Origin of the sequence: Ferrimonas balearica DSM 9799 (assembly GCF_000148645.1) — a bacterium.
GTDB classification, from domain to species: domain Bacteria; phylum Pseudomonadota; class Gammaproteobacteria; order Enterobacterales; family Shewanellaceae; genus Ferrimonas; species Ferrimonas balearica.
Window position 1 is genome coordinate 3,836,090 of the sequence record NC_014541.1, and the last position, 14,292, is coordinate 3,850,381.

Annotated in this window: 13 protein-coding genes; 5 read left to right on the top strand and 8 right to left on the bottom strand. The window is 61.2% G+C overall.

What is annotated here, in order from left to right; translation table 11 throughout:
- Positions 1-49 precede the first annotated feature (49 nt).
- The 5 genes from FBAL_RS17385 to crp all read left to right on the top strand — a co-directional run bounded on the left by FBAL_RS17385 (position 50) and on the right by crp (position 4,084).
- A complete protein-coding gene (locus FBAL_RS17385) occupies positions 50-1,015 on the top strand; it encodes a hydrolase (protein WP_013346901.1) in 966 nt (321 codons plus the stop codon).
- 51 nt (positions 1,016-1,066) lie between these two features.
- The gene (locus FBAL_RS17390) at positions 1,067-2,086 is read left to right on the top strand and encodes a DUF3187 family protein (protein WP_013346902.1); all 1,020 of its coding nucleotides are present in this window, start codon (positions 1,067-1,069) and stop codon (positions 2,084-2,086) included.
- Positions 2,076-2,342: a YheU family protein gene (locus tag FBAL_RS17395; protein WP_013346903.1), complete on the top strand. Its 267-nt coding sequence runs from the start codon at positions 2,076-2,078 to the stop codon at positions 2,340-2,342. The genes FBAL_RS17390 and FBAL_RS17395 overlap by 11 nt, the downstream gene beginning before the upstream one ends.
- A 36-nt stretch (positions 2,343-2,378) precedes the next feature.
- The gene (locus tag FBAL_RS17400; RefSeq protein WP_013346904.1) at positions 2,379-3,302 is read left to right on the top strand and encodes a phosphoribulokinase; all 924 of its coding nucleotides are present in this window, start codon (positions 2,379-2,381) and stop codon (positions 3,300-3,302) included.
- Between the two features lie 146 nt (positions 3,303-3,448).
- Positions 3,449-4,084, top strand: coding sequence for a cAMP-activated global transcriptional regulator CRP (gene crp / locus FBAL_RS17405; protein ID WP_013346905.1), 636 nt, complete (start codon positions 3,449-3,451; stop codon positions 4,082-4,084).
- Positions 4,085-4,250: 166 nt separating this feature from the next.
- Here crp and FBAL_RS17410 read toward each other — a convergent pair whose 3' ends face one another.
- The 8 genes from FBAL_RS17410 to FBAL_RS17445 form a co-directional block, all read right to left on the bottom strand.
- On the bottom strand, positions 4,251-5,054 hold the full coding sequence (locus FBAL_RS17410; protein ID WP_013346906.1) for a DUF1338 domain-containing protein: 804 nt from the start codon (positions 5,052-5,054) through the stop codon (positions 4,251-4,253).
- A 23-nt stretch (positions 5,055-5,077) separates the two neighbouring features.
- On the bottom strand, positions 5,078-6,538 hold the full coding sequence (gene astD, locus FBAL_RS17415; protein ID WP_013346907.1) for a succinylglutamate-semialdehyde dehydrogenase: 1,461 nt from the start codon (positions 6,536-6,538) through the stop codon (positions 5,078-5,080).
- Positions 6,539-6,551: 13 nt separating this feature from the next.
- Positions 6,552-7,568, bottom strand: a complete 1,017-nt coding sequence (gene astA / locus FBAL_RS17420) for an arginine N-succinyltransferase (protein WP_013346908.1) — start codon at positions 7,566-7,568, stop codon at positions 6,552-6,554.
- Between the two features lie 47 nt (positions 7,569-7,615).
- Complete coding sequence (locus FBAL_RS17425; protein ID WP_013346909.1) at positions 7,616-8,833, bottom strand: aspartate aminotransferase family protein; 1,218 nt, start codon at positions 8,831-8,833, stop codon at positions 7,616-7,618.
- A 312-nt stretch (positions 8,834-9,145) separates the two neighbouring features.
- On the bottom strand, positions 9,146-10,231 hold the full coding sequence (locus tag FBAL_RS17430; protein ID WP_013346910.1) for a hypothetical protein: 1,086 nt from the start codon (positions 10,229-10,231) through the stop codon (positions 9,146-9,148).
- Between the two features lie 92 nt (positions 10,232-10,323).
- Complete coding sequence (locus tag FBAL_RS17435; protein ID WP_013346911.1) at positions 10,324-12,765, bottom strand: prolyl oligopeptidase family serine peptidase; 2,442 nt, start codon at positions 12,763-12,765, stop codon at positions 10,324-10,326.
- An 85-nt stretch (positions 12,766-12,850) separates the two neighbouring features.
- Positions 12,851-13,429, bottom strand: coding sequence for an anthranilate synthase component II (locus FBAL_RS17440; protein WP_013346912.1), 579 nt, complete (start codon positions 13,427-13,429; stop codon positions 12,851-12,853).
- A gap of 99 nt (positions 13,430-13,528) precedes the next feature.
- Positions 13,529-14,119, bottom strand: coding sequence for a hypothetical protein (locus FBAL_RS17445; RefSeq protein WP_013346913.1), 591 nt, complete (start codon positions 14,117-14,119; stop codon positions 13,529-13,531).
- Between the last annotated feature and the right edge of the window lie 173 nt (positions 14,120-14,292).

A 14,292-nucleotide genomic window follows, 5' to 3' on the forward strand; every position in this document is an offset into this window, starting at 1 on the left:
CTCAAGCTAGAGTATCAAAACCCTAACGCATTTAAACACTCGTTTAACGATGAACAGCGCCGACCAGTATCAACCCAGCCGGTGGTGGCGTAACCGGCACCTGCAAACCATCTGGCCCCTGTTGACCAAACCCCGTCGCCGGCCGCCACTGACCCGCCAGCGCATTGAGCTGGACGATGGCGACTTTATCGATCTGGACTGGCTGTGGCGACCCAAGCCGGAGCAGCCGATTCTGCTGATCCTGCACGGTCTGGAGGGCAGCGCCGATTCCCACTACATCCGACGCCTGCTGCTTGACTGCCACACGGAGGGGCGTGCCGCGGTGGTGATGCACCAGCGCTCCTGTTCCGGTGAGCCCAACCGTTTGCCGCGCAGCTACCACAGCGGTGAAACCCAGGACCTGGGCACAGTACTGGCCACCCTGAGCCAGGCACACCCGGGCCATGAGATCCACGCGGTGGGCTATTCACTGGGCGGCAACGTCCTGACTAAGTACCTCGGAGAGCAGGGCCGTGACAGCCTGATCCACCGGGCTGCGGTGGTCTCCGCCCCCCTCGACCTGGCCCGCTGCGCCGAAGCGATGAGTCAGGGCTTTGCCCGGGTCTACCAGAATCACCTGGTGTCGCGCCTGAAGCAGAAAACCGCCGCTAAGCTGGCTGGCCCCGGCCTGGGCGATCTCCCTCTGGCGGCCGGGGAGCTGGAGAAGCTCAACACCTTCTACCACTTCGATGACGCCGTCACCGCGCCACTTCACGGCTTTGCCGGCGCGGAGGACTACTACCAGCGCGCCAGCGGCAAAGGGTTCCTGGCCAACATCACGGTACCGACCCTGCTGCTGCACGCGCTGGATGACCCCTTTATGACCCACGACGTGGTGCCTCCGGTCGAGCAGATCAGCCCCAGCGTGCAGCTGGAGCTGTGCGACTATGGCGGCCATGTCGGCTTTATCGAGGGCGGCTGGCCCTGGGCGCCCCGGTTCTATCTGGAGCGTCGCTTGCTGCACCATTTCCGCTAACCCCCTAAAAAACCGCCTACACTTTTTCCTGATCACCGGTCAGGAGCCCCTATGGCAGAGCAGGCAGTGCGGTGGAGCAGGATACGAGGGATTGTGGCCGTGGCGCTGTGCGCCCCTTTACTTACCCTCCCCCTGTTTTGCCGGGCTGCGGAGACGGATCCGCTGTGGGCGCGCTCCCAGGCTCCGGTAAAAAGCCTGATGCTCAGCCCCATCGCCCGCCCCACCGAGTTTCATCCCGGCGAATGGCAGTTGGCGTTGTCGGTCAACCCGGCCAGCATCTTTGCCACCGATAAAGACCCCAATAACCCCGAGCTGCCCTACCAGTTTGAGCTGGACTACTACACCGTGGAGTACCGGGTGGACCTGCGCTACAACCCCAGTGAGCGCTGGCAGATCAGTGGATCCTACGCCCACCGCACCACCGACGACGCTCACCTCGACCAGCTCACTCTCAGTTTTCACAAGCTGTTCGGGCTGGACCAAAACGGCCGAACCAAAGTGCCCAAACACCGCTACCTGATCGACCTGATCGAGTCAGGTCAGCGACTGGAGGATTTCGGCGGAGAGACCTTTGCCCACCAGTTTGAACTGGCCGCCAGCTTTCTGGCCTACCGTTATTTTCGCCACCAGCTGGCGGTCACCCTTTCCGCCCAGTACAACGACCAACGCTACCTGCAGCGTCGGGGCAGCGAATGGGATGGCGGCCTGCAGCTGGATTACAGCTACGAGTGGCGGGACCACCGGCTCAATGCCCTGATGGCCTACACCCATACCGGCGCGGATCAACTGCTGGGTTCCGCCACCCGCAAAGACCTCGGCCACTTTGGACTGGGCTATCGCTACCGGATCACCCCACGCCATTTCCTGTTTACCGAGTACCTGATCTCCCAGGGTGCGCTGCGTGACCTTGGCGCTTTCAACGACCCCGTGCATGAGGCCAACCTGGGTTACCGCTATCAACGGGGCGAGCTGGGGCTGGATTTTGTTATGATGCAGAACGCGCTGAACGCGGATAACAGCGCCGACATCGCCTTCAACTTCCGACTGAGCTACCGATTCGATGCTGATTGACTACGCCACCCTGAAAAGCACCCTTGATCCCGACACCCTGAACAACCTGTGCCGGGAGTTCCTGATCCGCCAGATTGGCGACGAAGGCTTTGACCATACCGACAGCGCCGGGCTGGCCGATGGCATCACCAAAGTGCAGCTGGCTTTGGCCCGTGGCGAGCTGGTGGTGGAGTACTCCGAAGCCGAAGAGAGCGTGGCGATCCGGCGTCGGGAGGAGCTGGTGTCACTTGACCAAAACGGGAGTTGCCCCGTATAACTCCTTCAACTTGGACATTTATCGGGCACAGGGATCATGTCGGCCAAACACCCCATTATCGCGGTCACCGGCTCTTCCGGCGCCGGTACCACCACCACCACCACCGCGTTTAAGCACATCTTCCGTCAGCTGGAGATCGACGCCGCCTTCGCCGAGGGGGACAGCTTTCACCGCTACACCCGGGCGGAGATGGAGGTGGCCATCCGCAAGGGCCGGGAAGAGGGCCGCACCATCAGCTACTTCGGCCCCGAAGCCAATGACTTCGGCGCACTGGAGCAGTTCTTCAGCCGCTACGGCCAGAGCGGTGAGGGCGAGATCCGCCACTACCTGCACACCTTCGATGAAGCGGTGCCGTTCAACCAGATGCCCGGCACCTTCACCCCCTTCCAACCGCTGCCGGAGGGCAGTGACCTGCTCTATTACGAAGGGCTGCATGGCGGGGTGGTCACCGATGAGGTGAACGTGGCCCAGCATGTCGACCTGCTGATCGGCATGGTGCCCATCGTCAACCTGGAGTGGATTCAGAAGATCATCCGCGACACCGGCGAACGCGGCCACAGCCGTGAAAAGGTGATGGACTCCATCGTCCGCTCAATGGATGACTACATCGCCCACATGACGCCGCAGTTCTCACGGACTCACATCAATTTCCAGCGGGTACCGACGGTGGACACCTCCAACCCCTTTTCCGCCAAGGACATCCCCAGCCTCGATGAGAGCTTTGTGGTGATCCGCTTCCGCGGCATTCAGGACGTTGATTTTCCCTATTATCTGCGGATGATCTCCGGTAGCTTTATGTCCCGCATCGATACCCTGGTGGTACCCGGTGGCAAAATGACCCTGGCGATGGAATTGATCCTCACTCCGCTCATCCGCAACCTGAAATCGAAGCGTCAGGAGGCGCTGCTGGCGGACCAGGCCAGCGCCAGCGTAGGCGCGGCAAAGTCGGCTGAGTCATAATTTTTTTTGCGGAAATGAGACGAAGTCGCCTTAGGATGGTGAAACTTCGATCTGGCTCATGGCCACTTACCCTTTACCCGTTTAACATTTGCTCTTAGAATTTCGAGTAATATCCAGTTTCTTATCCTACTGAAGGGAAAAAGACTATGGTGCTTATTGGCAAGCCCAAACCCGATCCGACCCTGGAGTGGTTCCTGTCCCACTGCCACATTCACAAGTACCCGGCAAAGAGTACCCTGATCCACGCCGGCGAAGAGGCTGATACCCTGTACTACATCGTTAAGGGTTCCGTGGCAGTTCTGATTAAGGACGAAGAGGGCAAGGAGATGATCCTGTCCTACCTGAACCAGGGCGACTTTATCGGTGAGCTGGGCCTGTTCGAAGAGCAGCCCGAGCGCACTGCCTGGGTACGCGCCAAGGCGCCGTGCGAGATCGCTGAGATCTCCTACAAAAAGTTCCGTCAGCTGATCCAGGTCAACCCGGACATCCTGATGAAGCTGTCTGCCCAGATGGCCAATCGTCTGCAGACCACTTCTCAAAAAGTGGGTGATCTGGCGTTCCTCGACGTGGCAGGTCGCATTGCCCAGACTCTGCTGAACCTGGCCAAGCAGCCTGATGCGATGACCCACCCGGACGGTATGCAGATCAAGATCACCCGTCAGGAGATCGGTCAGATCGTTGGTTGCTCCCGCGAAACCGTGGGCCGCATCCTGAAGATGCTGGAAGAGCAGAACCTGATCCAGGCCCATGGCAAAACCATCGTGGTCTACGGCACTCGCTAAGCGAAAGCCGAATCAAAAAAGGCACCCGAATGGGTGCCTTTTTGTTTCCATGGTCTGTTTGGCTTAGGTTCAGGCGAAACGCCCTAGACTGGCTTCAGACCTCTGGTTCAGATCATGAATCTGATACTGCTTAGCCGCCCTCCCCGGGCGGCATTTTTTTGCCTGCTCAGCGGGCGTCGGTGGACTCGAAGATCTTATCCGCCGATGCGGCCACAAAGCCGGTGTACAGCTCACCATCCGGCTTGGGATAGCGCAGGGCAAACTCGTAGAAGCAGCTGGGGATCACCACTTCAGCATCCGAGAACGACACCGCCACCTTGTCCGCCAGGGTTGAGGACTGCTCCAGCAGCACCTCGGGAGAACCTTTGATCTCGCCGCCACTGACATTCAGCGCAAAGCCCGCGTCTTTCAGCGCCTGGTTCACCGACGCCAGGGTCGGGTAATCAGCCAGCTCGTTGACGTTGACGGTGAAGTGGTTGGCCCGATAGCCAAATGCCGCCAGCCAGGCCGCGTACTCGCTCTCCGCCAGCAACGCCCGGTACTGGGCCTCGCTGACCCGCCACTGGGCACCAGAGTAGAGGAAATCCGGTTGTTCAGCGGCGCCGGCAGACAGCTGTGCCACCATCGCTTCAACCGTGGCCTTCAGCTCAGCGCTGCACTCCTCCAGCAGCAGCTCGGAGATGAACACCTTGGGGGCGGTCGGGTCCGGATGCTCGAAGTGTCGTGCGGCCAGCTTCTTCTGCTCAAAGCGGTATTCGCCCTTGGGCTCATACCCCAGTGCCAGGAAGTGTGCCGCCAGCTTCTCCAGCCCCACCTCGGGCAGGTTGAAGGTGCGGAACGCCACATGGTCATTGATGATGGCAGCGCCCCCACCCAGCAACCGGTGGATGGCGGTGGCGGACGGACACTGCTGCTGATAGTCCCGCCAGAGGGCGTCAAACAGCGACGTTACCGTGTGTGCCTTGCTCATATCCCTATCTCTCCTTGATTCGCTTACAGCTCCAGCCCCGGGGCCAGGCTCGCAGGCATGGTGACCACGTCGGACTCGACCGAGGCCACCGGGTAGGCGCAATAGTCCGCCGCGTAGTACGCGCTGGCACGGTGGTTACCACTGGCACCGATGCCACCAAACGGGGCAGACCCCGCGGCACCGGTGATCTGGCGGTTCCAGTTCACGATGCCGGCCCGGCTGCGAGGCAGGAAGTAATCCCAGTCCGCACGGCTGTCCGACAGCAGACCGGCAGAGAGGCCGTAGCGGGTCTGGTTGGCCAGGGCGATGGCCTCATCAAAGCCGTCGTAACGCACCACCTGCAGCAGCGGGCCGAAGTATTCTTCATCCGGCAGCTCAGCAATGGCAGTGACATCGAGGATACCGGGGCTGACCAGGCCGGTACCGGCTTTCAGGTGGGTCATCGGCAGCAGCGCTTCGGCCCCCAGGCCAATCAGGTTCTCCTGTGCGGCCAGCATGCCTTTGGCTGCGGCTTCAGAGATCATGCTGCCCATAAAGGGGGCGGGGTCAGCGGTTTGCTCGCCCACCCGGATCCGGGCGGTGGCTTCGAGCAAACTGGCCAGAATGCGATCGCCCTGCTCAGTACGCGGCAGGTAGAGGCGACGGGCACAGGTGCAACGCTGGCCGCTGGAGATAAAGGCCGACTGGATGATGTCATGCACCGCCGCGCGTTCGTCCGCCACGTCACGTACGATCAGCGGGTTGTTGCCGCCCATCTCCAGCGCCAGGATCTTACCGGGCTGACCGGCAAACTGCTGATGCAGCAGGTGGCCGGTGCGGGAGCTGCCGGTAAAGAACAGGCCATCAATGTCGCCATGACCCGCCAGGGCTTTACCGGTTTCCAGCTCACCCTGAACCAGGTTGATCACGCCATCAGGCAAGCCCGCGGCCTGCCACAGCTTGAGCACCACTTCCGACACCTTGGGGGTCAGCTCTGACGGCTTCAGTACCACGGTGTTACCGGCGATCAGAGCCGGTACGATGTGGCCATTGGGCAGGTGGCCCGGGAAGTTGTAGGGGCCAAACACCGCCACCACACCGTGCGGCTTATGACGCAGCACGGCCCGACCGGCCGGTGCGTCGTTCTCGCTGACTCCGGTACGCTCGTTGTAGGCCTTCAGGGACAAGCCAATCTTGCCGATCATGGCCGCGGCTTCGGTGCGGGTTTCCCACAGCGGCTTGCCGGTCTCCTCGGCAATCACGCTGGCGATCATCTCTTTGTTCTCTTCCAGCTGCGCCTTGAACGCTTCAATCACGCCCACCCGCTTACCCAGGCCGCCGAGGAACCACGGCAACTGGGCCGCACGGGCCGCCTGAATCGCTTGTTCGACCTGCTCGGCACTGGCACCACGGCCCTGCCAGATAACCTCGTTGGCGGCGGGATTCAGGGAACGGAACTCCGGCCCCTGGCCTTCACACCATTGGCCATTGATAAAATGGGTCATATCGCTTTCCTTGTTACAACGGCAGGGTCCAGACGGAAGCCCCGGCCTCAACCATCAGCGCTTTGGCCGCGGCGGCGGTCATACGGATCTCGCCACGGTCTTCATCCACCTGCACCAGGGTGCGCAGGGCCCGGTAGTCCGGCATGCGTCCATTGCAGATGATGTACTCATCGCCCTCAATGATCTCCTCCACCACCACGCTCAGCTGTTGGCTGGCCTGGACGGAGCGGATCTGGTCACGGGCGCACTCTACGGTGGGGCCCGCATCAAAGATGTCGACGTAGCCCCGGCAGCGGAACCCTTCGGCTTCCAGCAACGCCAGAGCCGGGCGGGTGTTGTTATGCACCTGGCCGACAACCGCCTGGGCCTCAGGGCTCAGCAGATTGACGTAGATGGGGTTACGCGGCATCAACTCAGCCACAAACACCTTGTCGCCGATGCCGGTCAGATAGTCGGCGGTGGGGAAGTCGATGCCGAAGAAGTGCTCCTCCAGCCATTGCCAGAACGGCGAGTTACCCTGCTCATCAGAGACACCGCGCATCTCGGCGATCACGGTATCGCCAAAGCGGCCAGGGAACGCCGCCAGCATCAGGAACCGGCTGCGTGACAGCACCCGGCCAATGTTGTCACGGCGCCATTCATTGCGCAGGAACAGGGTGCAGAGTTCCGATGCACCGGTGTAATCGTTACACAGGGTCAGGGTCTGCACTTCGCGGCGGATGCCGAGCTTGTCAGAGACGTGGACGTCGGTGCCCAGGCGGTAGTGGTAGAACGCGTCCTGGCTGCCTACGGCAGCTTCCAGAGCGCAGGTGCCCACCACCTCACCGGAGCGCACATCCTCCAGCACCATCAGGTAGCCCTCGTCACCGGGCTGCTCAACACTCTTGTGGAAACTGGCGATGGAGCGGGCGATCTTGTTCTTCAGCAGGGTTTCGTCCACCGGCAGGGAGGTAAAGCCGTGGCCCGACTCCTTGGCGATGGTCAGCAGTGCCAGATAGTCGCTTTCGCGGATCGGCCTGATCAGCAACATAGGGTTCTCCTTGTCAGAGTAAGCCCGGCTCACGCCGGGCCCAGCCATCAGCCGTTAACGACTTTGGCAACCGCACGCTCAAAGCGTGCCAGACCTTCCGCCAGATCCGCTTCCGGGATCACCAGTGACGGAGTAAAGCGCACCACGTTGGCACCTGCCACCAGGCACATCAGCCCTTCGTCAACGCTGGCCACCAGGAAGTCTCGGGCCTTGCCCTTGTATTGCTCGTTGAGTACCGCGCCCATCAGCAGGCCCTTGCCGCGCACTTCGCTGAACACGTCGAACTTGGCGTTGATCGCTTCCAGGCCAGCGCGCAGCTGCGCTTCACGCTGCGCTACGCCGTTCAGTACGGCGTCGGTGTTGACCACATCCAGCACCGCATTGGCAACGGCACAGGCCAGCGGGTTGCCACCGTAAGTGGAGCCGTGGGTGCCCACCTTCAGGCTGGCTGCCACTTTCGCGGTGGTCAGCATGGCGGCAATGGGGAAACCGCCGCCCAGTGCTTTGGCAGTGGTGAGAATGTCGGGGGCGATGCCGTAGTGCTCGTAGGCGTACAGCTTGCCGGTACGGCCAACACCGGTTTGCACCTCATCGAAGATCAGCAGGGCGTTGTGCTGGTCACACAGCTCACGCACCTGGCGCAGGAACTCAGCGTCGGCCGGCACGATGCCGCCCTCACCCTGGATCGGCTCCAGCATCACCGCACAGGTGCGGTCGGAGATCAGCGCTTTAAAGCCTTCGATGTCGTTGTAGGCAAGGTGGTCGATGCCACCGGGCTTAGGACCGAAACCGTCGGAGTAGGCCGGCTGGCCACCGACGCTGACGGTGAAGAAGGTGCGACCGTGGAAACCCTGAGTGAAGGCGATGATCTGGTCTTTCTCTTCGCCGTGGTGCTCCAGGGCGTAACGACGGGCCAGTTTCAGGGCCGCTTCGTTGGCTTCAGCGCCAGAGTTGGCAAAGTAGACCCGCTCGGCAAAGGTGCTGTCCACCAGCGTCTTGGCCAGCTGCAGCGCCGGCTCATTGGTCATCACGTTGGACAGGTGCCAAAGCTTGTTGCCCTGTTCGTTCAGCGCCTTAACCAGCGCCGGATGGCAATGGCCCAGGCAGTTCACCGCGATGCCACCGGCAAAGTCGATGAATTCGCGACCGGACTGATCCCAGACGCGGCTGCCTTCACCCCGTACCGGGATGATCGCTGCCGGGTTGTAATTGGGTACCATCACGTCGTCAAACAGGGCGCGATTCAGGGTGTCTGATCCACTCATTGCTTCTTCCTCAGTTACCGGTCGCTTTAGCATTGCCGGCTTGTTATTAGCATTCCTATAACGCCGAACAGTATAAAAACGTACAACCCGAGTCAAAAAATGACTGACAGGCGTATTTTTCGACGTTTTGCACTTCTATTCAGGACTTTAAGCCTGTCAACGTCACAGGACAATAAGGTAGCAGAGGAAATAAACAGCGGATTTACTGGGCAAAATTATGACCGCGATCGCGTTCGAACAGATTTCGAACTCAAAGCGGTATACAAAAACAGACTGGCTTATGCTGATTTGGTGCGCTTCTATGCAGCGAAATTATTCGCTTCGCCACTGGCTATGACGTGATAACTGGTGCTGAGACAGCCATTGATTGAGCTCTTCCGGCGACGCCAGCCGACGCGTCAGCAGGGCGTGATGGATGGCAATGGCTTCGGCCTGGACCACCGCTTTCGACAGCGGGTCGTTGGGCGACTCGTTCAGGCGACACAGGGCATGATAGAGCGCCAGATCGTTCAGCTGCCAATGTTCCAGCAGTCGCTGGCTCCAGTCGTTGCGCAGCTTCATCAACTGCAGCAGCGGCTTACCCGGCAGTTGCAGAGGCAACAGCGCCTGGTGAACCACTTTGGCGCCATCCGCACGCGCCTGACTCAGCCAGTGATTCTTCATCGCGGTAAATTCACGGGCCCCAATCTGCAGCAGCAAGGCCGCATTGAGGCATTGCATCAGGGCCAGGATACGGGCCTTATTGGGAGACAGCTTCTGGCGCCGGGCCAGCGCCGCCGCCGCATCACTTTGCTGGCGCGCAAAGCGCCATAGCTTGCGTTGGCGCAGTCCCAGCCCCTCTTTCCGGGCCAGGCCCCAGTGCTGGAAGATGAGCCAGGGCAGGATCCGCTGCAACGGCTCCATCCCCAGGTAGTGGAACACCAGCCGATAGTCGTTGAACTCCACGTCGCGGCGCTGCTCCCGTCGCTTGGGGTTGTTCATAAAACGCAGCAACGCGTCACCCAGCCAGCTCAGGTTGGCCATATGGCCGAGGATGCGTTCCCGGTCGGGATTGTCCGACATCAGCAGGTCCAGCAACTCAAAATGCTCGGGGCGGATCGGGGTGTCCTGCTGCAGCTGCTCCGGAGCCGCCAGCACGTGGGTCAGGTGATGGCTGAAGTGGTTAAGAAACTGATTCTGAGCCAGCAGGCGCTCTTCATACTCGGCCCGCTGAGCCTGCCAGCGCGCCAACAGGGCGTCCTGCTCCACCGCCAGTTTGTGGCGCCATAACGTTTCGTCCACCTGCTCATGGGGGGCGTTCAGATTGGGCACGGCACGCTCCAGCATCAGATACTGGAAAAACCGGCCCTTAATGTCCGGTTTCTGCTGGGATTGGCTCGGCTCAGCCACGTTATCCATATTCAATCCGAAAATAGCCCTAACTCATTGCATTGTAAGCATAGTATCTGCAGGCAGAGAAAAAACAGGAGGCCTTTCGACCTCCTGTTATGTCACTTGAGTGTGTCCTCAAACAATCGGTGGATACGGCGATATTCATCCAACCAGCTGGAGGGCTCACGGAAGCCGTGGGGTTCAACCGGGTAGATGGCGGTTTCGAACATCGGCTTCTCCAGTTCAATCAGGCGCTGCACCAGGCGGACGCTGTCCTGGAAGAACACGTTATCGTCCAGCACCCCGGACATGATCAGCAGCGGTTTCTCCAGCCCTTCGGCGTGCTCAATCGGCGAGCTGCGCTGATAGGCGATGGGGTCCACCTGCGGGGTGTTGAGGATGTTGGAGGTGTAGGGGTGGTTGTAGTGGGCCCAGTCGGTTACCGGACGCAGCGCCGCACCGGACTGGAACAGCTCCGGCTGGGTAAACAGCGCCATAAAGGTCATAAAGCCGCCGTAGCTGCCACCGTAGGTGCCCACCCGATTACGGTCAACCGAGACGTTTTCGGCCATCCAGGCCACACCATCGGCCAGATCCTGCACCTCCGGGGTGCCCATCTGGCGGTAGATGGCGGTACGCCAGTCACGGCCGTAGCCCTTGGACCCCCGGTAATCCATGTCCATCACCACGTAGCCCTGCTGGGCCAACAGGTTGTGGAACATAAACTCACGGAAGTAGCCGGACCAGCCGTAGTGGGCGTTCTGCAGGTAGCCCGCACCGTGGTTGAAGATCACCGCCGGGTAGCGCTGGGCCGGGTCAAAGTCCTTGGGCAGGTAAACGCGGGCGTAGACCGGGTCGGACTGGTGGCTGGAGGGCACAGCCACCACCTGAGGCGCCTGCCAGTCGTAGGCCAGGAACGCCTCTTTGGTGGTTTGGGTCAGTTGACGGGCCTCGCCGCCGATGGCCTGAACGTACAGTTCCACCGGACGGGTGCGGCTGGAGTATTCCAGCAGCAGCTGTTGCTCATCCGGGCTCAGCTGGTATTCCAGCATCCCTTTCAGGTCCGTGAGCTGCTCCACCTGACCACTGGCCAGGGCCACGCGGAACACTTCGTACTGACCCGGGTGGTGGGGATTGGCTTTGTAGTAGAGGTGCTGGCCGTCGTTGGACAGGGTCAGGCTGCTGACCACCTGGCGGCCGCTCACCAGGGCATCGGCTTTGCCGCCCAGGGGCTTGAGGTAGAGGTTGGAGTAACCGCTCTGCTCAGACAGGAAGTAAAGCTTATCGCCCGCCCAGCCAAACTCGTTGTGGGTGTAGTTAACCCAGGCATCGTCATGCAGGCGGTGCTCGGTACGCAGCTTACCTTTGGCCAGATCAACCGACGCGATCCAGCGATCCTTGTTGTCCGCCGCTTCCAGCATCACCACCAGCTTGTCTTCGCCGGGGTGCCAGGCCATGGCGCTCTGGTTCCAGCCCCAATCCTCCATCAGACGGATGGTGCGCAGGGCGTTTTCGCTGTCATAGCGTTCGCCACGGGCCTCGGCATTTTCCCGCTTAACCGCCGCCAGCACGTCCTCGTCGTAGCCTTCCAGCCCTTCCCAGGTCACGTTGACCTGCTGCTGGGTCCGGGTATCCAGCACCACCAGGCGGTGGGGCTTCACTTCGGCTTCCGCCACCCGGGCACGGGCCGGCACCGCATCCACGTAGCCGCGCTTGTCCAGGTAGTTGGGCATGATGTCGTGGTCGCTGCGCCAGCTGGCTTTGCTGTCGGTGACCGCCACCATCAGGTAACGGCCTGAGGGGGACACGGACAGCTCAACCAGCCGCTCATCGCCGCCCAGATAGAAGGGCTTGGGCGCCAGCGTGGCATCACTGGCCTGACGTTCGTTTTGCTGGGCGTGCTTCTGTTCGGCGTCACGATACTGCTGAGCCACGTAGTCGATCAGGCGAGCCTGCTGCTCAGCCAGAAAACCCTCTGCGGTTTCCGGCTCCGGCGCCGCTTCAAATTTCAGCTCCGCCAGCAGGGTGCGGGCTCCGGTGGCCGGGTCGATCAGTTCGATCCGCTCACCGGCCCAGGCCGCAATGCGACCGTCTTTCAGAAAACGGAAATCCTGCCAGCCTTTGCTGTCCCGGGTCAGCTGACGCACGGTGCCGGTGGCCAGGTCACGGACAAACAGGTTGCCCTCGTACAGCCAGGCTTTCCGGTTGCCGCTGGCATCGGTTTGGCCCGGCTGGGATACCGCGCCCCACTGGCCCAGCGCCAGCTTTTGCGGGGCGCCATCCAGCGCATGCTGGTAGCGATCGCGCAGCTTACTGCCGTCCTGCTTACGCTGATAAAACACGCTTTGGCTGTCGTCGTTCCAGTAGGCGCCCATGGGGGCGTTACCGATCCAGTCCGGATCGGCCATCACCTGCTTCAGGGTGAGGGGCTGGCCCGGCAGTACCGGCGCCGCCAGGGAAAGTTGCGGGGAGGCTTGAGTGTCGGCCAGGGGGGCCTCAGGGTTCGAGGCACAGGCGCTCAGCAGGGAAACCAGGCTGCACGCGACCATCCATCTTTTCATTGTTATCGTCCTTGCTCGTGGCAGAGCGTGCGTTATACCACGTTGGCAAAGAGTCACACAAAGGCGTGCAACATTTGCTTACTTTTCAGCAACCAGAGAGGAAGTTATCGAGCAACTGCAGGCCCTGCTCGGTGAGGATCGATTCCGGATGAAACTGCACCCCCTGCACCGGCAGTTCACGGTGGCGCAGCCCCATGATCTCAATGGCACCGGAGGGGGCCTGGCACCATGCGGTCACCTCCAGGCAGTCCGGCACCGAGTCCGGGTCCACCACCAGCGAGTGGTAACGGGTGACCGTCAGCGGCTGCGGCAAACCATGAAAGACGCCCTGGTTGCGGTGTTCGATGGCGCTGGTTTTTCCGTGCATCACCCGTTCCGCCCGCACCACGTCGGCGCCAAAGTGTTGCGCCAGGGTCTGGTGGCCCAGGCAGACACCGAGGATCGGCACTTCACCGGCAAAACGGGCCACCGCCGCCAGGCTGATGCCCGCTTCGTCCGGGCTTTTGGGGCCGGGTGAGATCACCAGGTGGTCCGGCTGCAGCGCGGCGATGCCATCGAGGTCGATCTCATCATGACGACGCACCACCACCTCCTGCCCCAGTTGCTGAAAATACTGCACCAGGTTGAAGGTAAAGGAGTCGTAGTTGTCGATCATCAACAGCATGAGGGGATCCGCGCCAGTTTCGAGGCTGCGGATAATAGCAGGGCGGGACCAACATGGGGAACCGGTGGCCCCGCCCGGTTACGGGCGGGGGTGTAAAACTTACTGGTAGCCCCAGGGCACCGGCGGCAGGTCAACCGGTTGGGTCAGGTCGAAGTCCACTTTGAAGTCACGACCTTCCCGGGTCAGCTGGTAGGTGAACACCTCGGGATAGATGTACATGTGCCAGGTGTTGCCGTTGGACTGGGGGAAGCCAAGGCGGGTAAACAGGTCTTTGGAGTAGTCGTCAGCCGGGAACGACTGCGCGTTGGCCCAGCCTCGATGCTGGGTATGCCCGCCGTACATGGTGGACTCATCGTTGCTGCCATCTTTATGGCGATGGTCATGCTTAAGCAGGATGCCGGCCCCGGTTTTGGTCAGGATCCAGGTTCGGGAGTGGTTGTCCCCGACATGGAAGGGGATTTTGATCTGGTCATCCGTGCACTCGCGCACGTGCATCACCAGGCGCTGGTCACTAAAGCCGTCACCGGCGCGCCCGCCGGAGACCACGGTGCCCTGGTAAGCCTTGCCACAGTGGGCACGGATAAGGTCGAAAAACGCGTCCTGTTCAGGCACGGAGGTGGTAAAGGCACCCAGGCTGCTGGTGCTCAGCAGCAACCCCAGGGCGCCGCTGATGGCGGTGAAGATTTTCATTGTTATTCTCCTGTTGGCCCCCGGACTATAAAGAGCCATCCCGGCCCCTGGCAAACCGCCAGTCCGGCAGGAGATCGGGAAGATATCGATAACCGCAGGGGGATCCACCCAGCCGGATCCCAGCCAGGTGAGTATCCTCTTTGGTCATGGGGTTATACCGATGATCCTCCCGG

Excerpts from the sequence above, each read along its gene's own strand:
- astA (WP_013346908.1), bottom strand. The coding sequence starts at position 7,568 with ATGTTGCTGATCAGGCCGATCCGCGAAAGCGACTATCTGGCACTGCTG.
- FBAL_RS17400 (WP_013346904.1), top strand. The coding sequence starts at position 2,379 with ATGTCGGCCAAACACCCCATTATCGCGGTCACCGGCTCTTCCGGCGCC.
- FBAL_RS17435 (WP_013346911.1), bottom strand. The coding sequence starts at position 12,765 with ATGAAAAGATGGATGGTCGCGTGCAGCCTGGTTTCCCTGCTGAGCGCC.
- FBAL_RS17390 (WP_013346902.1), top strand. The coding sequence starts at position 1,067 with ATGGCAGAGCAGGCAGTGCGGTGGAGCAGGATACGAGGGATTGTGGCC.
- FBAL_RS17425 (WP_013346909.1), bottom strand. The coding sequence starts at position 8,833 with ATGAGTGGATCAGACACCCTGAATCGCGCCCTGTTTGACGACGTGATG.
- astD (WP_013346907.1), bottom strand. The coding sequence starts at position 6,538 with ATGACCCATTTTATCAATGGCCAATGGTGTGAAGGCCAGGGGCCGGAG.
- FBAL_RS17445 (WP_013346913.1), bottom strand. The coding sequence starts at position 14,119 with ATGAAAATCTTCACCGCCATCAGCGGCGCCCTGGGGTTGCTGCTGAGC.
- crp (WP_013346905.1), top strand. The coding sequence starts at position 3,449 with ATGGTGCTTATTGGCAAGCCCAAACCCGATCCGACCCTGGAGTGGTTC.
- FBAL_RS17430 (WP_013346910.1), bottom strand. The coding sequence starts at position 10,231 with ATGGATAACGTGGCTGAGCCGAGCCAATCCCAGCAGAAACCGGACATT.
- FBAL_RS17395 (WP_013346903.1), top strand. The coding sequence starts at position 2,076 with ATGCTGATTGACTACGCCACCCTGAAAAGCACCCTTGATCCCGACACC.
- FBAL_RS17410 (WP_013346906.1), bottom strand. The coding sequence starts at position 5,054 with ATGAGCAAGGCACACACGGTAACGTCGCTGTTTGACGCCCTCTGGCGG.
- FBAL_RS17440 (WP_013346912.1), bottom strand. The coding sequence starts at position 13,429 with ATGCTGTTGATGATCGACAACTACGACTCCTTTACCTTCAACCTGGTG.
- FBAL_RS17385 (WP_013346901.1), top strand. The coding sequence starts at position 50 with ATGAACAGCGCCGACCAGTATCAACCCAGCCGGTGGTGGCGTAACCGG.